The 23,985-nt window shown below is 71.2% G+C and carries 21 protein-coding genes; 7 read left to right on the forward strand and 14 right to left on the reverse strand.

What is annotated here, in order from left to right; all coding sequences use genetic code 11:
• Positions 1-3: 3 nt before the first annotated feature.
• The 3 genes from FXF68_RS12655 (at position 4) to FXF68_RS12665 (ending at position 5,321) form a co-directional block, all read left to right on the forward strand.
• On the forward strand, positions 4-2,265 hold the full coding sequence (locus tag FXF68_RS12655; RefSeq protein ID WP_148759085.1) for a LodA/GoxA family CTQ-dependent oxidase: 2,262 nt from the start codon (positions 4-6) through the stop codon (positions 2,263-2,265).
• Positions 2,262-3,239: an NAD(P)/FAD-dependent oxidoreductase gene (locus tag FXF68_RS12660; protein ID WP_148759086.1), complete on the forward strand. Its 978-nt coding sequence runs from the start codon at positions 2,262-2,264 to the stop codon at positions 3,237-3,239. The genes FXF68_RS12655 and FXF68_RS12660 overlap by 4 nt, the downstream gene beginning before the upstream one ends.
• A 150-nt stretch (positions 3,240-3,389) precedes the next feature.
• A complete protein-coding gene (locus tag FXF68_RS12665) occupies positions 3,390-5,321 on the forward strand; it encodes an RCC1 domain-containing protein (RefSeq protein WP_187437878.1) in 1,932 nt (643 codons plus the stop codon).
• 112 nt (positions 5,322-5,433) lie between these two features.
• On the opposite strand, the gene FXF68_RS12670 is transcribed toward FXF68_RS12665, so the two are convergent.
• Positions 5,434-5,793, reverse strand: coding sequence for a hypothetical protein (locus tag FXF68_RS12670; protein WP_148759088.1), 360 nt, complete (start codon positions 5,791-5,793; stop codon positions 5,434-5,436).
• A gap of 59 nt (positions 5,794-5,852) precedes the next feature.
• Between FXF68_RS12670 and FXF68_RS12675 the strand changes: the two genes are divergently transcribed.
• Positions 5,853-6,254: an NUDIX hydrolase gene (locus tag FXF68_RS12675; protein ID WP_222869902.1), complete on the forward strand. Its 402-nt coding sequence runs from the start codon at positions 5,853-5,855 to the stop codon at positions 6,252-6,254.
• Positions 6,255-6,350: 96 nt separating this feature from the next.
• On the opposite strand, the gene FXF68_RS12680 is transcribed toward FXF68_RS12675, so the two are convergent.
• The 3 genes from FXF68_RS12680 to FXF68_RS12690 form a co-directional block, all read right to left on the reverse strand.
• Positions 6,351-6,542: a DUF397 domain-containing protein gene (locus FXF68_RS12680; protein ID WP_148759090.1), complete on the reverse strand. Its 192-nt coding sequence runs from the start codon at positions 6,540-6,542 to the stop codon at positions 6,351-6,353.
• Between the two features lie 238 nt (positions 6,543-6,780).
• Positions 6,781-6,969 (reverse strand): DUF397 domain-containing protein, encoded by a 189-nt coding sequence (locus tag FXF68_RS12685; RefSeq protein WP_148759091.1) that lies wholly within the window; start codon positions 6,967-6,969, stop codon positions 6,781-6,783.
• Positions 6,966-7,778, reverse strand: coding sequence for a helix-turn-helix domain-containing protein (locus tag FXF68_RS12690; protein ID WP_148759092.1), 813 nt, complete (start codon positions 7,776-7,778; stop codon positions 6,966-6,968). The genes FXF68_RS12685 and FXF68_RS12690 overlap by 4 nt, the downstream gene beginning before the upstream one ends.
• 230 nt (positions 7,779-8,008) lie before the next feature.
• Here FXF68_RS12690 and FXF68_RS12695 point away from each other — a divergent pair, with 230 nt between their 5' ends.
• The 3 genes from FXF68_RS12695 to FXF68_RS12700 all read left to right on the forward strand — a co-directional run bounded on the left by FXF68_RS12695 (position 8,009) and on the right by FXF68_RS12700 (position 11,244).
• Positions 8,009-8,332, forward strand: a complete 324-nt coding sequence (locus tag FXF68_RS12695; RefSeq protein ID WP_148759093.1) for a hypothetical protein — start codon at positions 8,009-8,011, stop codon at positions 8,330-8,332.
• Positions 8,322-8,660 (forward strand): hypothetical protein, encoded by a 339-nt coding sequence (locus FXF68_RS42305; protein ID WP_187437879.1) that lies wholly within the window; start codon positions 8,322-8,324, stop codon positions 8,658-8,660. The genes FXF68_RS12695 and FXF68_RS42305 overlap by 11 nt, the downstream gene beginning before the upstream one ends.
• A 280-nt stretch (positions 8,661-8,940) precedes the next feature.
• On the forward strand, positions 8,941-11,244 hold the full coding sequence (locus FXF68_RS12700) for an outer membrane protein assembly factor BamB family protein (RefSeq protein ID WP_187437880.1): 2,304 nt from the start codon (positions 8,941-8,943) through the stop codon (positions 11,242-11,244).
• A 55-nt stretch (positions 11,245-11,299) separates the two neighbouring features.
• Here FXF68_RS12700 and FXF68_RS12705 read toward each other — a convergent pair whose 3' ends face one another.
• The 10 genes from FXF68_RS12705 to FXF68_RS12750 form a co-directional block, all read right to left on the reverse strand.
• The gene (locus FXF68_RS12705) at positions 11,300-11,956 is read right to left on the reverse strand and encodes a carboxymuconolactone decarboxylase family protein (RefSeq protein WP_148759095.1); all 657 of its coding nucleotides are present in this window, start codon (positions 11,954-11,956) and stop codon (positions 11,300-11,302) included.
• Between the two features lie 4 nt (positions 11,957-11,960).
• The gene (locus FXF68_RS12710; protein WP_148759096.1) at positions 11,961-13,448 is read right to left on the reverse strand and encodes a flavin-containing monooxygenase; all 1,488 of its coding nucleotides are present in this window, start codon (positions 13,446-13,448) and stop codon (positions 11,961-11,963) included.
• Entirely contained in the window at positions 13,445-14,734 is a 1,290-nt protein-coding gene (locus tag FXF68_RS12715; RefSeq protein WP_148759097.1) for a M20/M25/M40 family metallo-hydrolase, read from the reverse strand. Before FXF68_RS12715 ends, FXF68_RS12710 begins: the two co-directional genes overlap by 4 nt.
• Entirely contained in the window at positions 14,727-15,947 is a 1,221-nt protein-coding gene (locus tag FXF68_RS12720; protein ID WP_148759098.1) for a M20 family metallopeptidase, read from the reverse strand. The genes FXF68_RS12715 and FXF68_RS12720 overlap by 8 nt, the downstream gene beginning before the upstream one ends.
• Before the next feature lie 141 nt (positions 15,948-16,088).
• On the reverse strand, positions 16,089-17,201 hold the full coding sequence (locus FXF68_RS12725; protein WP_148759099.1) for a GDSL-type esterase/lipase family protein: 1,113 nt from the start codon (positions 17,199-17,201) through the stop codon (positions 16,089-16,091).
• A 2-nt stretch (positions 17,202-17,203) separates the two neighbouring features.
• Positions 17,204-18,382 carry a CaiB/BaiF CoA transferase family protein gene (locus tag FXF68_RS12730; protein WP_148759100.1) on the reverse strand — a complete coding sequence of 393 codons (1,179 nt, stop codon included), beginning with the start codon at positions 18,380-18,382 and terminating at the stop codon, positions 17,204-17,206.
• Positions 18,379-20,013: a urocanate hydratase gene (locus FXF68_RS12735; protein WP_148759101.1), complete on the reverse strand. Its 1,635-nt coding sequence runs from the start codon at positions 20,011-20,013 to the stop codon at positions 18,379-18,381. Before FXF68_RS12735 ends, FXF68_RS12730 begins: the two co-directional genes overlap by 4 nt.
• 65 nt (positions 20,014-20,078) lie before the next feature.
• Entirely contained in the window at positions 20,079-20,708 is a 630-nt protein-coding gene (locus FXF68_RS12740) for a PadR family transcriptional regulator (protein WP_148759102.1), read from the reverse strand.
• A gap of 72 nt (positions 20,709-20,780) precedes the next feature.
• On the reverse strand, positions 20,781-22,427 hold the full coding sequence (locus FXF68_RS12745) for a thiamine pyrophosphate-binding protein (RefSeq protein WP_148759103.1): 1,647 nt from the start codon (positions 22,425-22,427) through the stop codon (positions 20,781-20,783).
• Positions 22,424-23,857 carry an aldehyde dehydrogenase family protein gene (locus tag FXF68_RS12750; protein WP_148759104.1) on the reverse strand — a complete coding sequence of 478 codons (1,434 nt, stop codon included), beginning with the start codon at positions 23,855-23,857 and terminating at the stop codon, positions 22,424-22,426. The genes FXF68_RS12745 and FXF68_RS12750 overlap by 4 nt, the downstream gene beginning before the upstream one ends.
• Positions 23,858-23,985 lie beyond the last annotated feature (128 nt).

Consider the following 23,985-nt stretch of genomic DNA (forward strand, 5'->3'; position numbering starts at 1 on the left):
GCAATGGCCGAGATCAGCATCGCGGACGTCACCAAGGTGGAGATCCACCCCGCCATCGGAATCGCCCGGGTCGGCGACAGCGACGAGTACTTCATCGGGCCGGAGGTGCCGGGCGCCGTGCCCGAGCCGTCCGGGAGCACGCTGGAGACCAGGTTCAAGGACGCGCAGGGCCGCGTCAAACGGCAGGCGGCGCGGTTCCGCTGCTTCGGCTACGACGACACCGGGAAATACGTCGACCTCACCGGGAAAGCCGAAGTGACCATCAAATGGGAGGTCACCCTCGCCAACAAGAAGGCGGCGGCGCTGGAGTTCCCGGACGGCAAGAAGCGGCGCAACCCCGGCCAGCAGGAAAAGGACCTGATCATCGCGCCCGGTTCGCGCAGCATCGTCGGAACGAAGACGGCGACGCCGCCCGCGCCGGTCGCCTTCGACAACGGCCGGGTGAAATTCACCATCGGCACCGTCGCGAAGGTGATCGACAAGATCTATCTCGGCGAGTTGCGCACCGACGAGGACGGACGCCTCCTGGTGCTCGGCGGCCGGGGCCTTTCGCAACGCCATCCGAAGGCGAAACTCGGGGACACGTTCAACAGCTCCAACTGGTGCGACGACGTCTCCGACGGCCCCGTGAAAGCGGAGGTCACGATCAAGGTCGGCGACGCGGAGCGGAAGTTCACCGCGGAGCCCGCCTGGGTGCTCGCCACCCCGCCGAAGTTCGCGCCGGAGGCCGAGAGCCCGACCTCGCTGTGGGACCAGATCATGCACGCCTTCGGCGTCAAGGCCCCGGCGCGGCCGTCCTACGTGCGCGACATCTTCCCCATCCTGCAGAGCCCGCGGACGATGAAGGGGGTGAGCGAGGCGGCGGGCGGGCATCACGGCTGGCGGCATCCCGTCACCGACGAGCCCACCCGGCGGCGCGTCTTCAAACGGATCGGGGACCCCACGAAGAACGGCACCGGCGGCACCGACTCCCTCATGCCGCAGCTGACCGAGCTGGCCAAGGAGTACCCGAGCCTCACCCCGCGCCAGTACGAGATCATGAAGAAATGGCGCGCGGGGACCTTCGACAACGACTGGAAGGCGGAATGGGGATATGACAGGCCGCCGTTCGAGTCCTTCCCGATAACCCCGGACGGCCTGGACCGGGCGGCCCTGCACGCCTGCGTCGGGGCCGCGTTCTACCCCGGCATCGAAGCGGGCCGATTCCTGATCGAGAAGAAGGACGGGAAGCCCAAGAACTGGAAGACGCCCTATCCGCGGCTCCGGTTCGCGTCCCATGTGAAGCCCGGCGACGTCACCGCGCGAATGGCGGTCCCCTGGCAGGCCGACTTCTACGCCTGCGGCCCCGTGTGGTGGCCCGCGCCGCGACCGAACGAGGTCGTCCCCCGCAACAAGACCAGATACGTGGCGTGGGACAGGGGCCTCGGCGACGACGTGAACATGATCAATAAATGGTCGCAGCTCGGTTATGTGCTGCGCGACGCCGACGGCCGCTACGTGGAGGTCGCGCGGAGCCTGCCGAGCCCGACCGCGCGGGAGCTGACCCGCGTCGTCCACGAGGTCGACGCCGCCGTCTCCGGCCCGGAGCCCCTGTGGCCGGACCCGGGCCGCCTCGCCGCCGACCTCACCGGAGTCGCCGTGCTCTCCTTCGGCCAGGCGACGACCGGGAAGGACGGCCCTCACACCTGGCCGCTCTGGCTGACCGAGCTCGACGGCGAGCTGACCGTGGAGATCCGCTGCGCGGACCTCGACCGGCTGGAGGTCAGGCTCGCGCCGCCGATGGGCCCGGCCCTCGCGCCCGACGACTTCGGCGTCGTCACGTCCCACGCGGACGGGCGCCTCGAACTGCGGGTCGAGCTGCCGTTCCACGTCCAGGCGGGCCGCTACGCCAGGGCGGGCCTGTGGCGGGTGGACGTGAGCGCCGACCGCGACGTGGTGTACCAGCTCGCCGCCACGGCCGATTCGCTGATCACGTTCCCGTCCGTGACGACCGCCGGGCAGGACGGCTCCATCAGCGCCCGCGTCGACTTCACCGGCGCGCCGATCAGCGACGGCACGGCCAGCGTCCGGCCGCTGTCGCCGGAGCGGGAGCTGGAGGAGGTCGCGCTGCGGTCGGAGGGCGCGTCCGGCGCGGCGGCCGACCGGGTCGCGGGCCAGATCGCCATCCAGAAGGCCCAATACCTGCGGATTCAGGTGACGGGGACGTCTCCGATGGGGCACCCCTTCGTCCGGGAGCGCCTCCTGCGGACGGACGACCTGCCGTGACCCGACCGCCCGACGTCGCCGTCATCGGCGGCGGACCGGCGGGCGCGGCGGTCGCGTGGCGGCTGGCGGTCGCGGGGGCGGCGGTGACGCTCGTCCACGACGGGCGGGACCGGTGGCGGCCGGTGGGGCAGGAGCTGGCCGCCCCCGCCCGTCCCCTCCTGGACGAGATGGGGTTGCTGGACGCGGTGGCCGCCGTGTCCGTGCCCGTCCACGAGGCGCGCAGCGCGTGGCCGGGCCCGGCGATCGTCTGCCGTCCGGCCATCATGAGCCCGTTCGGCCCGCCGCTCGCCGTTGACCGCTCCCGCCTGGACGCCCTGCTCCGCGACGCCGCCGTACAGGCAGGCGCCCGCCTCGTCCACGAGCCTGTCGAAGGTCACCGCATCGTGATCGACGCAACGGGCGCAACTCGCGCCGCGTCCCGAACCCGCCTTTCCTGGACGCGCTTGGACCGTCTGCGCTGCACCCTGTGGAAGACACCTGCCCCAACGCCGCAACCGTGGTCACTGGTAGAGGCAGCCCCGGACGGCTGGTGGTACACGGCCCCCGACGCCGCCGCCGGACAATTGACCGTAATGCGAGTGGGCGACCACCTGGCAGTGGATACCGCGCCCCCACCGCACACGGCGCAACGCCTGGGCCGACCGCTCCCCGCCTCGTCCGGATACCGGGTAGCGACGATCGGCCACGCAAATCCACCCTGGACGGACGCACTAATCGCAACAGGCGACGCGGCCATGGCGGTGGACCCGCTGTCATCGTCCGGCCTGTACAACGCCCTCCGCATGGCCAGCCCGGCGGCCGAAGCCGCACTCGGCCTCCTGGACGGCGACACGACCCCCGCCCACCATTACGCGCAAACCGTCCAAACAATGGTCGACGAGCACCTGGACAACCGTCGCCATTACCTGACCCTTCCCGGCCACACCACGCCCTTCTGGACGACTCGCCATAAACAAACCGAGGTTACTTTCTGATCTTGTGCGGGAACAAAGAGTCATGATGAGTTGATCCAGCCGCCCGAGGTCCGTGGGGCGAGGCCGTCGCGCTGAATGCCGCGAACGGCCTCCTAGACCGGTGAGCGGCAATCTCGGGGGGAATACGCGATGACCATGTCTCGGGTCGGCATGAGGAAAGACCGAAGACGGCGATGGGGCCGGGTATGGCTGACCGGCCTGATGGCCCTGGTGATGGCGGCCATGTGCATGATCGCCGACCCGGCGGCGGCCCGCCGTCCGGCCGCGGCGGCCCCGCCCACCGATCTCGCTCTCGCGACCGGCTACAACGAATCCGGGCAGGTGGGCGACGGCACCACCACCGAGCGAACCGTCCCGGTGGAGGTGGCGCTGCCCGAGGGCGTCACTCTCACCGAGGTCTCCGGCGGCGGCAACCACAGTCTGGCGGTCACGTCCGATGGCCGGGTGCTGGCCTGGGGCCAGAACCTCTCCGGGCAACTGGGGGACGGCACCAACATCCAGCGCACCACCCCGGTGTACGTGAATCTGCCCGCGGGCGTGACCGTCACCCACGTCTCCGCCGGTTGGAGCGACAGCCTGGCGGTGACGTCCGACGGCCGAGTGCTGGCCTGGGGCGGCAACCTCCACGGGCAGTTGGGCGACGGCACCACCACCCCGCGCAGCACCCCGGTTTTCGTCGATCTGCCCGCGGGCGTCAGCGTGACCCAGGTCGCCGCCGCCGAGTACCACAGCCTGGCGGTGGCTTCGGACGGGCGCGGCCTGGCCTGGGGCTGGAACCAGTACGGCGAGTTGGGGGACGGCACCACCACGGAGCGCCACACGCCGGTCTTCGTGCTGCTGCCCGCGGGCGCCGCCATCACCCAGGTCGATACGTACGAGCAGACCAGCCTGGCGGTGACCTCGGACGGGCGGGGTCTGGCCTGGGGCCGGAACCAGTACGGGCAGGTGGGCGACGGCACCCTCACCGACCGCCACACGCCGGTCTACGTGCTGCTGCCCACAGGTACCACCATCACCCAGATCGCCGCCGGTTACTACCACAGCCTGGCGGTGACGTCCGATGGCCGGGAGCTGTCCTGGGGCCGGAACCTCCAGGGGCAGTTGGGGGACGGCACCACCACCAACCGTTCCACCCCGGGTGAGGTGCCCTTGCCGGCGGGTGTCACCGTCGTCGACACCGACGCCGGGCAGTTCCACAGTCTCGCGTTGACGTCCGATGGCCGGGTTCTGTCCTGGGGCTACAACATATTCGGGCAGTTGGGGGACGGCACCACCACCCAACGCACCACCCCGGTCTTCATGATTCTCCCGGAGGGCGAGGTGGCGACCGCGATCTCCGCCGGCGCGTACCACTCCCTCCTCCTGGCCGAACCGGCGAGGAGCGCCACGGCGCTGACCGCCGAGCCCACCGAAGCGGCCCCGGGCCAAGAGGTGAGCCTGACCGCCAACGTGACCTGCAACGCGGGCGCCCCGACCGGCACCGTCACCTTCCTGGACGGTGACACCGTCATCGGCACCGCCGAGCTGGACGCCACCGGAACCGCCACCCTGACCACCACCAGCCTGGAACCGGGACAGCGCCAGATCAGGGCCCGCTACGAGGGGAACGGCAGATGCCCGCCCTCCACGTCCGAACCGGTGACGGTCACCATCACCGAGGAACCCGAGCCGCCGGGGCCGTGCGGTTGGGACAAGCTCAAGGTGGAGAAGACCGCCGACCGGACCGCGGTCAGGGTCGGCGAGCACGTGACCTACCGCGTCCGCGTCACCAACACCTGTGACACCGTCTTCCGGGACGCCTCCTTCACCGACGACCTGTCCGGCGTGCTGGACGACGCCCAGCTCGTCGGATCCCCGCACGCCAGCACCGGGCACGTCACCTACGTCCCGCCCAGGCTGCACTGGGTCGGCGACCTGGAACCCGGCGCCACCGCCGAGATCACCTACACCTTCGTCGCCCGCAAGCCCGGCAAGCTGCACAACCACGTCACCTGGCACTGCCGCGCACCCGAGACCGACAAGGTCCGCTGGGACTGCACCATCACCACCACGACCAAGGTCATAGGCACCAAGCACCACTGACCGCCACCAACCCAACCGGGGCCCGCTCGGCCAACCAGCCGAGCGGACCCCGGTTGCTGTCCATGTCCGAGACACCGCAGCTCGTGATCAGAGCGCCAGGTGATCGAGGGTTTCAGGATTGGACGAGTTGCTCGGCGTGGGTGGCTTCGTCGGGTCGGATGCGGCCGGGGTGTGCGCTGCGGAGCTGCCAGTGTGTGGTGGCGCCGTCCGGGCCGTCGAGGCTGGCTCGGGAGAGACCCGCTTCGATTCGGCCGCGGACTTCGGCCTCGTCTGCGGGGTCGGCCGCGAAGAGCACCCGTAGCCGGACCTCGTCGCCGGAGCGTTCCGCGCTGGTGTGGTGGGGCGCGAGCGGGCACGGCGGCTCGTGCTCCCAATGTCCGCAGAGGGCGACGGTGATGGCGGCTCCTGGCGCTCGCACGTCGCCGCCCGGTGCCAGGCTCACCACCGCGTCATGGACGAATGCCTGCCGCATCAGCCCAGTATCCGCTGCGTCCGCGCCAGGCGGGAAGTCTCGTGCGAGAAGATCAAGCGGTGACCACGACCATCGACAAGATCGCCTGGATCCACCTGGAGAACGGCAAGATCCTCAGCACCCGCTCGCACGGCAAGGACGTCTACTACATCCCCGGCGGCAAACGCGAAGAAGGCGAAAGCGACCTCGACACCCTGGTCAGGGAAATCGACGAAGAACTCGCCATCGCCATCGTCCCGGGCACGGCCGCACACGTGGGCACCTTCCAGGCGCAAGCCCACGGCCACAGCACCGGCATCACCGTGCAAATGACCTGCTACACCGCCGACCACCACGGCCAGCCGACGCCTAGCAGGGAAATCGCGGAAGTGGTCTGGCTCACCTACGCCGACCGCGACCGGGTATCACCGGTCGACCAGATCATCTTCGACCACCTCCACCAAACCGGCCAACTCCACTGACACGACCGTGGTGGGCGTACACAAAGTAGCGCGCTGTGGAGGTCCGAGGCTCCCGAGTTGTCGAAGTCTCGCCGTTGTCGTCCGCGCAGGGCGGGTTTAGGGGAGGTCGAAGTGTCCGGCCTTGGCGTCGCCTAGGAGGGCGCGGAACGAGTCTGGTGTTAGGGCGAGTGCGGGGGCGGTGGGGTTCTTGCTGTCTCGGACGCCGATCCGGCCGGGGAGGTTTGCGAGTTCGACGCACGCGCCGTTGTCTGCGTTGCTTCGGCTGGATTTGCGCCACTTGATCGTCATGTGTACTTCTCCAGTGCTTCCGTTGGCTGCGCCTGGGACTGGCTCAGCGAAGCGACTAGTTCGCTTCGTGATCGGACCACGCCTGGTAGGAACGTACATCTGGACTTGTCATTTTAACGTCCGAGGGTGGGTATTGACGGCCCGGCTTTCATGGTCGTCGGGACTAATGATGGGTGTTAGATGAGAGAACCCCGGCCTACCGAGGCGGCCGGGGTTCGATGTCGTTGAGGGTGGCGGGTTAGGGGAGGTCGAGGTTTCCGGCCTTGGCGTTGTGGAGGAGGGTGCGGAAGGAGTCGGGGGTGAGGGCGAGTGCGGGGGCGGTGGGGTTCTTGCTGTCTCGGACGCCCACCCGTCCGATCAGGCTCGCGAGTTCGACGCACGCGCCGTTTTCCGTGTTGCTCCGGCTCGATTTGCGCCAGTTGGTCATGAGTACCTCTCCAGTGCTTCCGTCAGCAGGGCCCGCGAAGGGCCCCGCGGAGCGGCCACCTCGCCTATCCGGTCGTACAGCAGCGCGTACCGCTGCACGTCCGGCGGGCTGATGATGAGTCGCCCCTCGTCGGGATCGTCGGTGTACGCAACGTCGCGGGCGTCCACGGTCAGGAGTTCGAACGCGCCGCTGAGACCCGGATGCGCGTTCGCCTCCGGCTGCACGAGTCGGATGCTCACGTTCGGAAGGTCCGCCAGTCGGGCGAGGTGCTCGATCTGGTCCCGCATGACGTCCTTGTCGCCGATGGGCTGCGTGAGGCACGCCCAGTTGATCAAGGCGGAGATCTGCGGGGGGTCGGCGCGCTCGAAGACGGCCTTCTGCCTGTCCATTCTCCGCTGCAGTCGCTCCTCCAGTTCTCCCGAGAGCCCTGACGCCATCACGGCCCGCGCGTATGCCTCGGTCTGGAAGAGGCCCGGGATGAGGACGAGCTCCCACAGCCGTAGCCGTGTGGCGCGTCGCTCCCAGTCCGTGAGCCCGACCAGCCAGTCTCCATCTTGCGCCGCGTTGGCGAATCCGACAAGACGGGTGAACAGCAGATTTGTGTCCCAAGCCTCGTCAATCACCTTGGCGAGCTTGAGGGGAAGGTGAATCGCCCCCGATTCGTAGCGCGAAACCACCGAACGGGTTCGGTCTATCTGGTCCGCCAGGCGAGTGCCTGACCAGCCTCGTTGCTCGCGGTGGAACCGCAGTTGGACCGCTATTAAGTGCCAGAGCGAGCGGTCGGGGTCGAGATCGAGTCGCTCGACCACGGCTTCACCTCCCTGTTGCAATCGATTCGCGAACGTAGCGAATTTACCTCGCGCGAGCGCATCATTGGGGCCGAAGAAACAAACATCTGGCCTGGGAGTTGGTGTCGGGCATGGGCTTACATGAAAGGAAATCCGGTCGAACTCGGGCAAATGCTCGGACGGTGCGGACTTCTCCGGATGTCCAGCCTCGCCGCATTCCGGACGTTCCGGATGTGCCGGACGCATCCGCGATGCTGGACGTGCTGCACGTGCTTTCGCCCGTGCATTCCGAGCGGCTGACGATTCTCCGGACGATGCAGGAACTCCTGACGCCCGACAGGCGGCTGGCGGCGGTCATTACCGAAGATCGCGGATATCCGGCCTTGCGGGTCGCGCGGCTGGACGGCGGCGGGTCTTTGTTGGTCGGCTGCGCCTATCACCGGGAGCGCGGCGCGTGGTGGATCGTGACGGGTTGGGGCGATGGAACGCGGTGGCTGGCCGATGCCGGGCGGCTCCATGTCGGGGTTCGCGTGGTGATGGAGATCTTGGCGGGAGGGTCCGGGCGTGGGCGGTGAGCTGGTCGCGCGGCCGGAGGCGCTGGTGCCCGTCGCGGTCGCGGCCTACGAGCAGGCGTGGCGGCAGGAGCGGATGCCGATGCGGCTGGGACATGTCGTCTGCGCGATCGCCGAGGATGAGGCCCGGGGGCTGCTGGCCATGACGGCGGAGAAGCCCGCCGTTGACGCGTTGCGCGCGGCCTGCGATGTGGTGCATCCGGTCATGCGTCGGCTCCTGCTCGCCCACGGCTATCTCCCGGAGACCGCGAACCGGCTGCGGTCGCTGGCGTCGGAAATCATGCGGGACACGCTGGACGAAACGGCGACGCCTCCGGAGTGCTCCGAATGAACTCTCACGTGGGAGGCGTCACCCCAGTGCTTCCCGCGTGAGCGCCCCCGGGGCCCGGGTCCCCCACTTGGGGTCCCGGGGGCTTTCTATTCGTCCGGCCCATTCCCGCGGCGGTGAATGCTGCCCTCTCGGCCAGAGTCGTTTGCCCGAATGGGCGGTGCGTGCGGGCAGTATTCGGCTTTCGTTCTTCCTTTCGCGGTCGGGACGTGTACATGATCAAGGCGACTCGGCCACGGAGGGAAGGGCAGGAGTTTTGATTTCCACGAGGAAGAAAGCATTGTTGAGAACGGGCGCCGCGCTGGTCGTGCTGGCCGCGTCGGCATTGCCCGCCGGGCGCGCGGACGCCGCCGCCGCGCTCACCGACGTCGGCGTCTACGAAGGGTTCGGCGAGGGGTCCGCGGTGGCGATGGCCCCGCTGGGCGGCACCGGCGACCAGGTCGTTCTCGGCGGGCGGGGGCTCGCCGTCCTGGACGACAACTCGCTCAAGACGCACAAGCCGCGCTGGTCCTACCACTGGGGTGACTTCCCCGTCCGCGGCCAGGGCGGCGACAACCAGTGGATCACCGCCGTGGAGCCGCTCCGCGACCCGGCCACCGGACGCACCGACCAGATCACGTCCACCTCGGAGAACGAGCTGATCAGGTTCGACGGCCGGACCGGGCGGATCGTCTGGCGCCGCGCAGACGCCTTCCTCTACACGTTCGGCGACCGCCTGAGCCTCGTCTCGCAGGGCGCGGGAAAGCCCCCGGCCATCGTCGGCGAATACGGGACGACCGCCTATTCCAGCGCCGACGGCAGTCCGCTCTGGACGGCCACCGTCCCGGAAGGCGATTTCGCGCCGGGCTGGGTGACCGCCGCGCAATTGACCCGGGGCGCGAACCCGGGCGTCGTGTTCGGCGCGGAGTCCGACTGCGGGCCCGGCGGCGGCCCCGATTGCACCGGGCACCTTTTCGCCTACAGCGGGGACGGAAAGCGGCTTTGGGAGGTGAAGCCCGGCGGGCAGACCACGTCCATGGTCGCGGACGACGTCACGGGAGACGGGCTCGCCGAAACCGTGGCGGGCGACAACCAAGGCCATGTTTCGGCCTATTCGCCGACCGGTGAGCTGCTGTGGCGCGTCCAGGCGGGAGAAGGGTCCGTGGGCGCCGTCGCCGTCCAGGGCGGCCGGGTCTACGCCGCCGCCGACGACAACGTCGTGGCCTTCGACGCGGCGGGAAAGCGGCTCTGGTCGCAGCCCATGGAAGGGCAGGTCACCAAGCTGGAGCCCGCCGACCTCGGCAAGGGCGGGAAGCTCCTGGCCGCGGTGGCGGTCGCCAGTCGGGTGGGACGGTTCGTCGCCGTCGACCCGGACCGGGACGGTGACCGCCGGACCTGGCAGTCCACCGTCTACGGCCGCGTCAACGACTTCACGGTCGGCACCTGGCACGGACGCCGCGTCGCCATCGCCGGAGCGAACGACGCCGTCGTCCACGCCGTGTGGGCCGACAGCGGCGAACCCGCCTTCGACTACCTCGGCCACAGTTGGGTCACCGGCGTCGATTCCGGACGCGTCGGCCAGGCGGACGCCATCGCCCACACCGACGACCAGGGCCACGTCGTCCTCTCCGACGAGCGGGGAACGGAACTGTGGCGGCGCTGGCTGGGCGGCGATGACGAGGCCGACGCCGAGGACGTCGTGTTCGCCGACGTCGGACGGAGCGAACCGGCCATCGTCGCCGGCGGGGCGGGCACGCAGGAGAGCGGCGTCGTCCGCGCCTACGACGGGCGCGGGGCCGAGCTGTGGACGGGCCGCGCGGAAGGCAGGATCGTCCAGCTCATCACGGCGAGGCTCACCGCCTCGGGGCCGAAGGCGATCGTCGCGGCCGTCCAGCGCGGCGGGTCGTCGGGGGTGGCCGCGTTCGACGCCCGCACCGGCGCGACGCTCTGGGAGCACATGATCGGCTCGGCGGGCGCGACGCTGGCCGCCGCCGACGTCGACGGGGACGGCCTCGACGAGATCGCCTACTCCAGCAAGCCGTACCCGCCCGACACGCCGGGGACGTTCGCGCTGCTGTCCCCGTCCGGCGACGTCCGGTGGAAACAGGAGAACTTCGAAATCCGCGACTGGCTGACCGTCTCCGGCGGCGCCGTCATCTTCGGGTCCAGGTCGGAGACCGGCTCGGTGGCCGCCGTGTCCGCCGCGGACGGGGCGCCGCGCTGGCGGACGAGGCTCGGCTCCAAGGTGGGGTTCGGCACCCTCGTCCCGCAGCGGTCGGGCGTGGCCGCCTCGACCGACGCGGGCGAGGTCGCGCTGCTCGACGCCGCCACCGGACGGATATCGTTCCGCACCCGGATCGTCTCCGAGGCCGCCACCGCCGGGCCGTTGACCCTGTTGCCCCAGGGCGGGGGAGACCCGGTCATCGCGGTCAGCGAGAGCGGCGGACGCAACCGCACCAAGGTCCACGTGCTGTCGCTGGACGGCCGCGTCCTCGCCACGAGCCCGCGCTTCCAGCAGGGCCACGGCATCGACGTCGCGCCGACCGGAGGCGGCGCCGGGGTGGCCGTGGGCGCGGGCCTTTCGGTCTATTCCTACCGCTACCGGTAACCGGCTGGCTGCCCGCCGGGCGGACCGTTCGCGGACGGTCCGCCCGGCGGGGCGCTCAAGGGGAGCCGTCCAGCCTGTCGAGCTCTTCGAGGAGGATCGGGACGCCGACGTCCCACGTCTGGACGCCGATCGCGCTGGCGATCTCCAGCACGGCGACGATCTCGTCGGGCGTCGCGCCGAGCCGGGCGGCGTTGCCGATGTGGACCCGCAGCCCCTCGGTGAACAGGTGCGTCGCCGACACGTCGATCGCGACGTAGATCAGCTCCTTCACCTTCGGGTCCAGCGCGCCGCGCCGCCACGGGACGGACGAGAAGTCCAGGTAGGCGGCGAAGAAGCCGGGCGCGCGGCGCAGCACCTCGTCCCAGGCGGAGTCCCAGTAGCCGCGCCGCCGGACGAACTCCGCCCGGATCTCGTCCAGGTCCACGTCGGCCGGAGGGAGCGGCAGGTCGTGCAACAACGGGAAACCGACGCTCGCCGCGTGGATCCCGAGCACGGACACGAGCTGGAACGTCTCCAGGATCTCCGCCCGCGTCGCGCCGTTCTCCAGGGCCCCGCGCACATGCCGCCGGATTCCCGGCTCGTGCAGATGCGTCACCGCCGCGTTCACCGCGAGCGCGACCAGTTCCCGGATCTTCGGGGCGAAGGACGGGTGCCGCGACGCGACGTCCGCCAGCCTCGCGGCCGCGGCCTCGAACTCGGGGTCGATGTCCATCAGGTCAGCGCCGTTCCACGAAGCCGACGAAGGGGAGCGCCTTCGTCAGCAGGTAGTACTCGCCGTGCGGCTTCGGCCATTGCGTGACGTTCCGCCCCGACTCCGACCGGTAGTAGTTCGTGCAGTTCGCGCCCATCGCGGAGGCGTGTTTCACGAGCTGGTCGTCCACCCAGCGCACCCAGCGGTCGGCCGCCTCCGGACGGGTGTCGACGGCGCGCACGCGGCGGCGGCGCATTCGGGCCACCGTCCGCGCCGCGACCTCGGCCTGCCGTTCGAGCTGGGCGATGATGGAGAAACCGCCATTGGTGTTCGGGCCGTAGAGCATGAAGAAGTTCGGGTACCCGGGAACGGTGATTCCCATGAACGCCTTCGGGTCGTCCTTCCACGTGTCGTGGATGGAGATTCCGTCGACGCCGCGCACGTCCAGGGAGGCGAGGAATTTCGTCGCGTGGAATCCGGTGGCCATGATCAGGACGTCGATCTCGCGTTCGGTGCCGGTCTCGTCCACGATGCCTTTCGGCGTCATCCGCGTCACCGCGTGCGGGACGAGTTCCACGTTCGGCCGGTTCAGTGCCGGGTAGAAACCGCTCGCCAGCACGGGCCGCTTGCATCCCCAAGGATAGTCAGGGGTGAGTTGCTCGCGCAGCGCCGGGTCACTGATCGTTTCCCGAATGTACTCGCGGCATTTACGCAGGTTCTCCTGCTGCCGCCGGCCGTGCAGGTCGTAGCCCTTGTACATCACCCTGAACTGGTAGAACAGGCGCAGCCTCCGCAACTTCTGGAGGATCGGGAACCGCCGGTACATGGCGCGTTCCCGCGCCGTGAAGTCGCGTTCGCCCTTCGCCAGGATCCAGCCCGGCTGCCGCTGGAAGACGTACAGCCGCTCGACCTTGCCCGCGATCGCCGGGACGATCTGCGTCGCCGTGGAGCCGGTGCCGACGACCGCGACCCGCTTCCCGGTCAGATCGTGCTCGCTCTCCCAGCGGGCCGTGTGGAACTTCGGACCCTCGAACTCGTCCAGGCCCGGCCATTCGGGATAGCGGGGACGGCTCAGCAGCCCGAGGCAACTGATGACGACGTCGAACCGCTCGACCGTTCCGTCCGCGAGCCGGACGTCGTAGCGCGACGCCGACTCGTCCCACGTCGCCGATTCGACGCGGACGCCGAACCGGCAGTGCCGCCGCAGGTCGAACCGGTCGAGGACGTGCTCCGCGTACTCCTGCAATTCCTCCTGCCGGGCGTGGGTGCGGCTCCAGTCGTAGGTGAGGAACGAGAACGAATAGGCGTGCGAGGCGATGTCGACCTCGCAGCCGGGATATCGGTTGTCCCACCAGGTGCCGCCGGGGCCGTCCGACTGCTCGAAGACCGTGAAACGGGTGACGCCCTTCTTCTTCAGTTTCACGGCGGCGGCGATACCGCCGAAACCGCAGCCCACGATCGCGACCCGGGGCCCGATGCTCCGGCTCGCCGTCCGGCCCGTGGTCCGGCTCATAGGGACATCAGTCTTTCCATCACTCGCACCCCGAAATGCAGCGCGTCCACCGGGCAGCGCTCGTCCACCCCGTGGAACATCGCCGGATAGTCGTAGCCGGGCGGGAACAGCATCGGCGTGAAGCCGTACGTCTCCATGCCCAGCGTCCGGAACCATTTGTTGTCGGTGCCGCCGCTGAACACGAACGGCGCCACCGCGCATCCCGGGCTCACCGTTTCGAGCGCTTCGCCGAGCCGTCCGAACCATTCGCTCTCGTGGTCGGAGAGGACCGGCGGGCTGCGCCGCAGCAGCGACACCTCGGCCCGTTCCCCGGCACTCGACGTGATGTGCTCGTGCAGGTCGTCCTCGTGCCCGGGGACGAACCGGCAGTCGAACCGGGCCCACGCCTCGCCCGGGATCACGTTCTCCTTGTAGCCCGCGCCGACCCGCGTGACGTTGACCGTCGTGCGGACACCGGCGGCGAACATCCGCCCGAACGGGCCGGTCCGCGTCGCGAGCACGTCCGCGACCTCGGCCGGGTCGGTGACCTCGCGCCCGGCGATCCGGGACGCGAGGACGCGCATCGGCTCGGTGACCGTGTACGGCTGCTCGGACGACAGCAGCCGCAGCGTCGTCTCCGCCAGCCGGGGGATCGGGTTGTCCCGCGGCAGCATGCTGCCGTGCCCGGCGACGCCCTCCTCCCGCACCTCGTACCAGCGCAGGCCCTTGTCCGCGACCGACACCACGAACAACGGCGAGCCCGAGGAGACCGGGACGTTGAAGCCGCCGACCTCGCCGATCGCCGCGCCGCAGCCCTCGAACAGGTCGGCGTGCTCGGCCACCAGGTGGCCCGCCCCGAGCTTTCCGCCGGTCTCCTCGTCCGCGAGGAACGCGAGGACGAGGTCCCGGCGCGGTCGGCGGCCCCGGGCGAACGTGCCGCCGACCGCGGCCAGTGTCATGGCCACCGCGTTCTTCATGTCGACCGCGCCGCGTCCCCAGACGTGGCCGTCCGCGATGTCGCCGCCGTGCGGGTCGCGCGTCCAGGCGGACGCGTCGGCCGGCACCGTGTCGAGGTGGCCTTGGATGAGCAGCGCGGGCAAGCCCGGATCGGTGCCCGAAACACGCGCAACAACGTTGCTCCGCCCCGGCTCCGCCTCGATGATGCGCGGTTCCAGCCCCATTCCGGAGAGCAGCGCGGCCACGTACTCGGCCGCCTTCCGCTCGGACGAGCCCGGGTTGCTCGTGTCGAACCTGATCAGGTCCGAGCAGATCTCCTCGACCGGCGGCAGGTGTGAGGGCTCAGCCATCGCCGTTCCCCACGGTGAGCGCCGCGACCGCGTACGTCCGGACGGCGGTGAGGTAGTCCGCGACGGGCACGGACTCGTCGTCCCAGTAGCAGTCCATCGAGCCTGGCCCGTAGGTGACGGCCTTGATGCCCGACTCCCAGAAGATCGGCGTGTCCGGCCACGCCTGGTGGAAGCCGTGCCGCGCGTCCTCGCCGGTGGTGCGGCGGTGGGCGGCGGCGACGTCGGTGAGGAGCCGCTCGCCGTCCGGGACCCGCAGCGAGCTGCGCGGGTTCTTCAGGCAGGTCGCCTCCAGCGACACGTCCACCGGGAACTCCGCGAGCCGGTCGACGGCGCGCTCGACGGCGGCGCGAACGTCGCGCAACACGTCGTCCTGCGTCTGCTCGGCCGGGAACCGGAAGTCGAACGTGATCTCGCACTTCTCCGGGACGAGGTTGTGCGCGACCCCGCCCGAGATCTGCGCGACGTTGCAGATCTTCACCTCGTCGAGGACGTCGCCGCCCGCGCCGGTGATCGGCATCGCCAGCACCTCGCGGATCACCTCGGCCGCCCGCGCGACCGCGTTCACGCCGATGTCCAGCGCCGTCGTGTGCGCGGCCCGGCCCGTGACGGTCACGGTCACGTAGGCGATGCCGCGCTGGCCGGTGAGGACGCGCAGCTCGCTCGGCTCGCAGTTGATCGCGTACGCGCCGCGCAGGCCGTCGCGCAGCGCCTGCCGCGTCCCCTCGCCGCCCTCGAAGTGGTTCGGGACGGCGAGCACCACGACGTCCCTCGGCAGCGGCACGCCGGACCTCGCCAGCATGACCGTCGCCATGGTCATGGCCGCGGTCCCGGCCTTCATGTCCGCGACGCCGACGCCGTAGACCTGCCCGTCGTCGACGTCGCCGCCGAACGGGTCGCGCCGCCACGACTCCGACGGCGGGTAGACCTCCATGTGGCCGTTGAAGATCAGCGCCTCGTCCGGGGGCGCCGCCCCGGCCGCGCGGGCGAGGACGTTCGGCATGCCGTCCGTGCCGGAGCCGGGCAGCTCCGCGGCGACGCCCGCGTCCGTGAGCGCGGCGGCGAGGTGCCCGGCGGCGGCGGTCAGGTTCGGGCCGTCGCCCCACACGCTGGGAATGCGGATGAAATCGCGCAGAAAGGCGATGATCTCCGACTCGTTCCGGTCGATGATGTCGATCACGTGTGCCGCGTGATCGTCCGTCACTACGGGTGCCATGGCGTTCGTTCTCCGGTCGAGGCGCGGCTGGATTGGTGCGTTCCAGGCGATTCTTGACGAGCGTAGGATCGTTCTTCTCGGACGTCTTCGGGGCGCCGCACCAAAGAATTCCGGGTGCGGCTATGGGACGCGCACAGGCGCCTATCGCGGATTCTTGAAAACCAGGTCGTGAAAGCGTTCCCCGAGGCGCCGGTATCCGGCCGCGTTCGGGTGGAGGCCGTCGTAGAGGTCGCCCGTGTCGTCCGGGCCGAGTAGTGACAGTCCGTCGAGGTAGGTCAGGTTCGGGTCGGCGCGGACGGCGACCGCCTCTTCGAGCAGCGTCCGGATCCGGCGCAGGCTGAGGCCCCCGGACGTGGTGCCCGTCGCGACGTAGCGGCCGGTCCCGTCCTGGACGCACGGCCCGGCCCGGTCCTCGGCGGTCGGGCAGACGATCGGCGAGACGACGAGCAGCCGCGTGTCGGGATGGCCGTCCCGGACCGTGTCGAGAAACCCGTGCAACACCGGGAGGAAAGTGCGCTCCTTCAGCGAATCGAGGTTCTGGATATTGATGCCGAGTTTCAGGGTGACGACGTCGGCGGGCAGATCGCGGATCGTCCGGGCGACGAACGGGTCGAAATGGCAGTTCCCGGCGAACGCGAGGCAGGTCAGGTCGAGCCCGGCGCGCCGCGCCACCCACGCGGGCCAGGCGTCGGTCGGGCCGCCCGCCTCCGCGCAATGGCTGATCGAACTGCCGTAGTGAATCCATTTGCGGGACGGGAGTCCGCCGGGCGCGACGTCCCCATTGGCGCGCAGTTCCCGCAATTCCACGAGGGCGGCCTGCGGCAGCCAGATCTCGATGTCCTTCCAGGACGGGCCGAGCCCGTCGAACCGGATCGTCTCCGCCTGGCCCGGCACCGTCTCCACCACCTGGCCCGCGCGGACGACGCCGAGGTCGCCGCGCGTCACCGGGACCGACAGGATCCGGTTCCCGCCGATCACCGCGTCGAACGAGACCTTGAAGAGCTGGTGGTAGGCGTTGCGGTAGCGGGTGACGAAGACGTCCAGCTCAAGGACGTCCGCGTCGGTGCGGAACACGAGCCGCACCCCGGCCGGGCGCGGCACCATCAGCCGCATGTAGGAGTCGGTGAGCTGCGGCCGCGTCCACGCGGGGAGCCGCCGGGGGATCAGGCCCGTGTCGGTGTGCTCCACGTCGAGCGCGCCCGCGATCGTGACCGGGCCGTCCAGGAGGTCGATCTTGTGCGGTACGGACTTCACGGCTACCCCTTCCGGACGGCGGCGCGCGGCTCCTCGGCGAGCCAGCGCGCCAGCAGGTGGTCGTGCTCGCCGGGCGCGGGCGCGGGCCGGAACTCCCGGACGGTCCCGGTCGTGCGGACGCCGCCCGCGAGCGTGCGGAAGCCGTCCGGCTCGTCCACGACCAGGCCGCGGGCCCGCGCGTGCGGATGCGACAGCGCCTCCCGGACGCCGAGGACCGGCCCGCACGGCACGCCCGCCGCGCCGAGCCGTTCGAGGGCCTCCTCGCGGGTCACGTCCGCGAGCGCCGCCTCGATCTCGTGCTGGAGCGCGACCCGGTTGCGGCCGCGCTCGGCGTCGCTGGCGTACCGGTCGTCCGCGAGCCAGCCGGGCCGGTCGAGGACGTCCGCGAGCCGTGCGAACAGGGCGTCGCTGGCGACGGCGATCGTGATCGTGCCGTCCTTGACGGCGAACGTCCCGTACGGGGCGCTGATCGCGTGGTGCCCGCCGCTCGGGGCGATCTCCTCGCCGGTGTGCAGCGCCCGCATCGCGACCGACTCCAGGACGGAGACGAGCCCGTCGAACATGGACACGTCGATGTGCTGCCCGCCTCCGCTCTCCCCGCGCTGGTGCAACGCGGACAACACGGCGACCGCCGCGTACAGGGCGGGGACGACGTCGCCGACGCTGATCCCGACGCGCACGCCGGGGCCGCCGTCCGGCCCGGTCACCGACATCAGCCCGGACATCGCCTGCACGATCAGGTCGTAGGCGGGACGGTCCGCGAGCGGGCCCGTCCGGCCGAAGCCGCTGATGGCGACGGCGACCAGGCGCGGGTTGAGGCGGAGCAGCTCGTCGGGCGGGAAGCCGAGCCGGTCGAGGACGCCGGGCCGGAAGTTCTCGATCAGGACGTCCGAGCGCGCCACGAGCCGCGCGAACCGCTCCCGGTCGGCCGGGTCCTTGAGGTCGAGCGTGATGCCGAACTTGCCGCGGTTCAGCAGGCGGTGGAACGTGCTGTCGCCCGCGTCCGTGAACGGTCCGAACAGGCGCGCGTCGTCGCCCGCCGGGGACTCGACCTTGATGACCTCCGCGCCGAGGTCGGCGAGGATCCGCCCGCACAGCGGACCCGCGAGGACGCGGCTCAGGTCGAGCACCCGGACGCCCTCCAGCGCCAATCGTCCGGCCTCCTGCTCCAGCGCGGTCATCCGAACCACCGGAGGCCGCTGGCGTGGACGGCGTCGGCCGCCGTCTCGTAGCCCGCGTCGGCGTACCGCATGATCCCGATGCCGGTGTCGGCGGTGAGCGCGGCGGTGATCCGGTCGTCGGCGGCGGCGGTGCCGTCCGCGACGAGCGTGACGCCCGCGCTCTGCATGTAGCCCGCGTACCCGCCGCCGCCCGCGTGGATCGCCACGAGGTCGGCGCCCGAACCGGCGTTGAGCAGCGCGTTCAGCAGCGGCCAGTCGGACACGGCGTCGGAGCCGTCCGGCATGTTCTCGGTCTCGCGGAGCGGCTGCGACACCCCGCCCGGGTCGAGGTGGTCGCGGGTGAACGCGACCGGGCCGCGCAGCTCGCCGCTCCGCACCGCGTCGTTGACGAGCAGCGCGAGCTTGGCCCGCTCGCCGTGCGCCAGCCACGAGATCCGGGACGGCAGCCCCGCCTGCCGGACGAACTCGCGGGCCGTCGGGATCCACCGCTGGGCGAGCGGGTTGTCCGGGAACTCGCGCACGACCAGGTCGTCGATGACGTCGATGTCGGCCTGCTCGCCGGACGTCGCCACCCACCGGAACGGGCCGAGCCCGCGGCAGAACAGCGGCCGGATGTACCGTTCCACGAAGATCGGGATGCGGAACGCGTCGACGCCGTTCTCGGCGGCCTGCGCCCGCAGGTTGTTGCCGTACTCGAAGACGACCGAGCCCGCGTCCTGCCAGGCGAGCATGCACTCGACGTGGGTCGCGATGGACGCGCGGGCGCGGCGGGCCAGCTCCTCCGGGTCGCTGTCGCGCAGGTCGACCGCCTCGGACGGCGACATCCCGGCCGGCACGTACCCGTACCGCAGGTCGTGCGCGGCGGTCTGGTCGGTGACGACGTCCGGGACGAGGCCGCGCTCGCGCAGCGCGGGCAGCACCTCGGCCGCGTTGCCGAGCAGCCCGATCGAGGCGGGCCGCTTCGCGTCCATCGCCTCCCGCGCCCAGGCGAGGGCCTCGTCCAGGGACTCGGTGCCGCGCTCCAGGTAGCCGCTGTCGACGCGGCGCTTGATCCGGTCGGCGTCGACCTCGACGCACAGCGCGACGCCGCCCGCCATCACGGTCGCGAGCGGCTGCGCGCCGCCCATGCCGCCGAGCCCGGCGGTCACCATGAGGCGTCCGGCGAGGTCGCCGCCGAAGTGCTCGTCGGCGACGGCCACGAGCGTCTGGTACGTCCCCTGGACGATGCCCTGCGACCCGATGTACTGCCAGTCGCCCGCCGTGTAGCCGCCCCACGCGATGAGGCCGCGCTTCTCCAGCTCGTAGAAGTGCTCGCTGGTGGCCCAGCGGCCGACGAGGTTGCTGTTCGCCATCAGGACGAGCGGCGCCCGCGCCCCGGTCGGGAACACGCCGATCGGCTTGCCGGACTGGATGACGAGCGTCTCGTGCTCCTCCATCTCCGTCAGCGCCCGGACGATCTTCTCCAGCGCGGCGTGGTCGCGCGCCGCCTTCGCGAGCCCGGCGTAGACGATCAGGTCGTCCGGCCGCTCGGCGTGGCTCAGCGTGTTCTCCAGCATCCGCAGCAGCGTCTCCTGCCGCGGGCCCCGGCAACGCAGCCCCTGCTTCCCGATCTCGGAGGTGGTGATGGCCATGAGAGTCCCCTTCCCGTCCGCCGCGCGGACCGTTTTCTAGGGCCGCCGTGCACGGGGTGGCTTGCTCAGCCCGGGTGACGCCCCGCACGGCCACCGGGTGGTTCGGACGTTTCGTCGGGGAGCTGCTCGCTGCTGAGCCGTGTCACTCCGGCGCGGGCGAGGACGTCGCGGACGCCGTTGTCGCGGACGTCCCGCCAGAAGGACAGGCACGCCTCCTCGATCCGCACGCCGAGGACCAGCGGGACGACCCGCTTCTCCAGGTCGGGGACGTCCGACAGCCGTTCCAGCGTCTTGTGGAACTCGGCCAGCCGGTCGCGGTGGCTGCGGATCTGCGACTCGGCCAGCCGCTCCACCGTCCCCTCGTCGCCCAGCTCGCTGAAGAACAGCTTCAGCTCGGCCTCGTTGCGGACCTGGAAGACCTCCGTGGCGGGGTCGTTCAGCCATTCGCGCAGCGCCTCGCGCCCGCGCTCGGTCAGCGAGTACGTGCGGCGGCGGCGCCCCTCGGTCTCGGCGGACTCGTCCAGCAGCCCGGCCTCGGCGAGCCGCCGCGGCTCGACGTAGAGCTGGCTGTGCGGGAACGGCCAGAAGTGCCCGATCGAGCGTTCGACCGCGCGTTCGAGCTGGTAGGACGAACTCGGACCGCGCAGTCCGATCAACCCCAGCACGAGGTAGGAGCTGGACGAGAGGCGAACCATACTGCAAACCGTACCATCTATTCTGGACGGTTGACGAGCGTGCCCCTTCCTTGCGTCGCGACACGGCGTCCCTCAGCTCAGCAGGCGCTGGCGGCCCGCGCGCCGCTTCATCGGGGCGAGCGCGGTCAGGTCGATCTCGATCAGGTACGGCCCGGAGCCCTCGGTCGAGCGGGCGAACGCGCGGTCGAAGCCGTCCGCCGACGCGACCTTCTCGCCGGGCACGCCCATCGCCGCCGCGAGCGCGACGAAGTCGGGGGTGTGCAGGTCGACGTCGTGCCGGTCGCCGCCGAAGGTGGCCTCCTGGACGTCGCGCAACACGCCGTAGCCGCGGTCGTTGAACACGCAGACGGTGACGGGCGCGTCCTCCTGCGCGAGGGTCGCCAGCTCGCCGATGGACAGCATGATGCCGCCGTCCCCGTGGATCACCACGGCGCGCTCCCCGGTCCCGACCGCCGCGCCGAGCGCGAGCGGCAGGCCCGGCCCGATCGCGGCGGACGCCGGGTGCAGCGACGTGCGCGGCGCGAGCACCGGCAGCAGCCGGTCGCCCCACGCGTACGCGGGGACCGTCGAGTCGCGGACGACCGCGCCCGCGCGCGGCAGGTGCCGCCTTATCGAGGCCATCACGGCGCGATGGTCGGGGCCGAGCGTCTCCAGGGCCGCGTCGCGCGCGTCGGCCGCGGCCCGCCTGGCGGACGGGCCCCACCGCTCGTCGGCCGCGCTCGTTGCGACGAGTTCGTCCAGCGCGCGGAGTGTTTCGCGGGCGTCGCCGTGCAGCGCGACGGCGGGCGGGTAGGTGCGGCCGAACACGCTCGCGTCGGCGTCGGCGTGGATCAGCCGGTCGGTGAGGCGCAGCGTCCAGGCGTCGGTCGTGTACATCTGGAACCGCGCGCCGACCGCGAGGACGACGTCGGCGCTCTCGACCGTCCCGCGCAGCGGCGGCGTCGTGACCAGCGCGCCGAGGCACAGCGGATGGTCCTCGGGCAGCGCGCCGCGTCCCTGGACGGACGTCACCACCGGGATCTCCAGCCGCTCGACCAGGCGGCGCAGCTCCGGCCAGGCGCCCGCGCTCAGCACGCCGCCGCCCGCCCAGATCAGCGGGCGGCGGGCGTCCGCGAGCAGGTCGGCCGCCGCGCGCAGCCGGTCCTCGGGCGGCACGCCCGGCGCGGGCGGCGCGGGCTCTGAGACGGTCAGCGCGTCCGGTACCTCCGCGTACTGGAGGTTCACCGGGATCTCCACGGCGGTCGGGCGCGGCCACCCGGCGCCCGCCGCGCGTCCGGCCGCGACGACCGCGTCCCCGATGTCCTCGGCTCGGCGCACCGACCACGTCTCGCGGGTCAACGTGCGCAACATCGCCTGCTGCTGGTCGGCCTCATGCAGGTAGCCCTTGGAGCGCCCCTGGTAGCCGGACTCGATCTGGCCGGTGATCAGCAGGACGCGGGAGCCCGCGAACTGCGCCTCGAACAGGCCGCCCATCGTGTTCGCCGTGCCGGGGCCGGTCGACGCGAGCGCGACGCCGAGCCGTCCGGTGACGCGGGAGTACCCGTCGGCCGCGTGCACCGCCGCCTGCTCGTGCCGGACGGCCACGAACCGGATCCCGCCGTGCCGCCGGACCGCGTCCAGGATCGGCAGGTTGTGGACGCTCGCCACCCCGAACACGACCTCCGCGTCCAGCGCCCGCAACGCCTCCGCGACCAGGTCGCCGCCGGTGCGGGCGCTCATCGCCCGCTCCCCGCCGGGCGCTGGATCGCCTTCAGCTCGGTGAACTGCGCGATCCCGTACGCGCCCAGCTCCCGGCCGTACCCGGACTGCTTGTAGCCGCCGAACGGGGCCATGCCGTCGAACGGGGCGCCGTTGATCTGGATGCTGCCCGCCTCCATCCGCGCCGCGAACCGGAGGGCGTGCTCGTCGTCCGCGCCCCACACCGCTCCGGCCAGGCCGTACTGGGTGCCGTTGGCGATCGCGACGGCCTCGTCCTCGTCCACGTAGGGGATCACGGCCAGGATCGGGCCGAACACCTCCTGCTGGGCGAGCGCGATGCGCGGGTCGGTGACGGTGAACGCGGCGGGGGACGCGAAGTACCCGGACTGGGGCAGGTCGGAGTCGGGGTGGGACCAGATCGTCCGGGCGCCGTCGACGAGGGCGCGCTCGACGTGGTCGGTCACCCGGTGCCGCTGGTTCGCGCTGGCGAGCGGGCCGACGTCGGCATCCGGGTCGTCGGAGAGACCCACCCGGTACTTCGCCATCGCCGTCGCGACCAGCTCCTCGGCCTCCGGCAGCGACTGGAACGGGACGAGCAGCCGGGACAGCGCCGTGCACGTCTGCCCGCTGTTGATCAGGACGGTCCGCACACTCTTCTCGACCGCCCCGGCGAGGTCCCCGCCGGGCAGCGCCACGGCGGCGGACTTGCCGCCGAGCTCCAGCGTCACCCGCTTGACGGACTCGGCCGCGACTTCGGCGACCCGGCGTCCCGCGCGGGTCGAGCCGGTCAGCGACACCATCGACGTGCCGGGGTGCCGGGCGAGGTACTCGCCGACGTGCATCCCGTTGCCGAAGACCAGGTTGAACGCGCCGGGCGGGGCGCCCGCCGCCGCCATCGCCTCGGCGAGGACGAACGCGTCCAGCGGGGCGACCTCGCTGGGCTTGAGCACCACCGGGCAGCCGGCGGCGAGCGCCGGGCCGATCTTCGCGGCGGTCTGCAGGAGCGGGAAGTTCCACGGCGTCATCGCGGCGACCACGCCGACCGGCTCGCGCAGCACCGTCGAGCCGCCGGTCTCCGCCGTGAACGCGACGTCCGCGACGGCCCGCGCGGTGTTGCGGAACGTTCCGATCGCGGTCCGCACCTGGTAGTCGGGGGAGTGCTTGCGCGGCATCCCCATCTCGCTGGAGATCAGCCCCGCGAGGCCGCCGAGCCGGGACTCGATCTCGTCCGCGACCCGCTCCAGCAGCGCGGCCCGCTCGCCGGGCGGCATCCCGCGCAGCACCGTCCGGGCCCGGGACGCCGCCGCCACCGCCCGGTCCATGTCCGCGGTCGACGACTCGCGGACCGTGGCGACGCACTGCCCCGTGGAGGGATCGATGACGGCGATGACGTCCTCGCCATTGCTCTCGACCCATTCTCCGTCGATGTATGTGTCCGCACGGTGGTCCATGTCGCTCCGCTCACCAGTCCTGCGCGATCCAGTTCTGCGCGATCGGGTCGAAGCCTAGAATCATCCACCGCGAAACCGTTGAGGCCGGACCACCAAAGAAATCCACCGGGCATTATGTTCGGGACACA

Origin of the sequence: Actinomadura decatromicini, from assembly GCF_008121305.1 — a bacterium.
GTDB lineage: Bacteria > Actinomycetota > Actinomycetes > Streptosporangiales > Streptosporangiaceae > Spirillospora > Spirillospora syzygii.

Excerpts from the sequence above, each read along its gene's own strand:
- FXF68_RS12655 (WP_148759085.1), top strand. The coding sequence starts at position 4 with ATGGCCGAGATCAGCATCGCGGACGTCACCAAGGTGGAGATCCACCCC.
- FXF68_RS12665 (WP_187437878.1), top strand. The coding sequence starts at position 3,390 with ATGAGGAAAGACCGAAGACGGCGATGGGGCCGGGTATGGCTGACCGGC.
- FXF68_RS12670 (WP_148759088.1), bottom strand. The coding sequence starts at position 5,793 with ATGCGGCAGGCATTCGTCCATGACGCGGTGGTGAGCCTGGCACCGGGC.
- FXF68_RS12680 (WP_148759090.1), bottom strand. The coding sequence starts at position 6,542 with ATGACGATCAAGTGGCGCAAATCCAGCCGAAGCAACGCAGACAACGGC.
- FXF68_RS12685 (WP_148759091.1), bottom strand. The coding sequence starts at position 6,969 with ATGACCAACTGGCGCAAATCGAGCCGGAGCAACACGGAAAACGGCGCG.
- FXF68_RS12695 (WP_148759093.1), top strand. The coding sequence starts at position 8,009 with ATGCTGGACGTGCTGCACGTGCTTTCGCCCGTGCATTCCGAGCGGCTG.
- FXF68_RS12705 (WP_148759095.1), bottom strand. The coding sequence starts at position 11,956 with ATGGACATCGACCCCGAGTTCGAGGCCGCGGCCGCGAGGCTGGCGGAC.
- FXF68_RS12710 (WP_148759096.1), bottom strand. The coding sequence starts at position 13,448 with ATGAGCCGGACCACGGGCCGGACGGCGAGCCGGAGCATCGGGCCCCGG.
- FXF68_RS12715 (WP_148759097.1), bottom strand. The coding sequence starts at position 14,734 with ATGGCTGAGCCCTCACACCTGCCGCCGGTCGAGGAGATCTGCTCGGAC.
- FXF68_RS12720 (WP_148759098.1), bottom strand. The coding sequence starts at position 15,947 with ATGGCACCCGTAGTGACGGACGATCACGCGGCACACGTGATCGACATC.
- FXF68_RS12730 (WP_148759100.1), bottom strand. The coding sequence starts at position 18,382 with ATGACCGCGCTGGAGCAGGAGGCCGGACGATTGGCGCTGGAGGGCGTC.
- FXF68_RS12735 (WP_148759101.1), bottom strand. The coding sequence starts at position 20,013 with ATGGCCATCACCACCTCCGAGATCGGGAAGCAGGGGCTGCGTTGCCGG.
- FXF68_RS12740 (WP_148759102.1), bottom strand. The coding sequence starts at position 20,708 with ATGGTTCGCCTCTCGTCCAGCTCCTACCTCGTGCTGGGGTTGATCGGA.
- FXF68_RS12745 (WP_148759103.1), bottom strand. The coding sequence starts at position 22,427 with ATGAGCGCCCGCACCGGCGGCGACCTGGTCGCGGAGGCGTTGCGGGCG.
- FXF68_RS12750 (WP_148759104.1), bottom strand. The coding sequence starts at position 23,857 with ATGGACCACCGTGCGGACACATACATCGACGGAGAATGGGTCGAGAGC.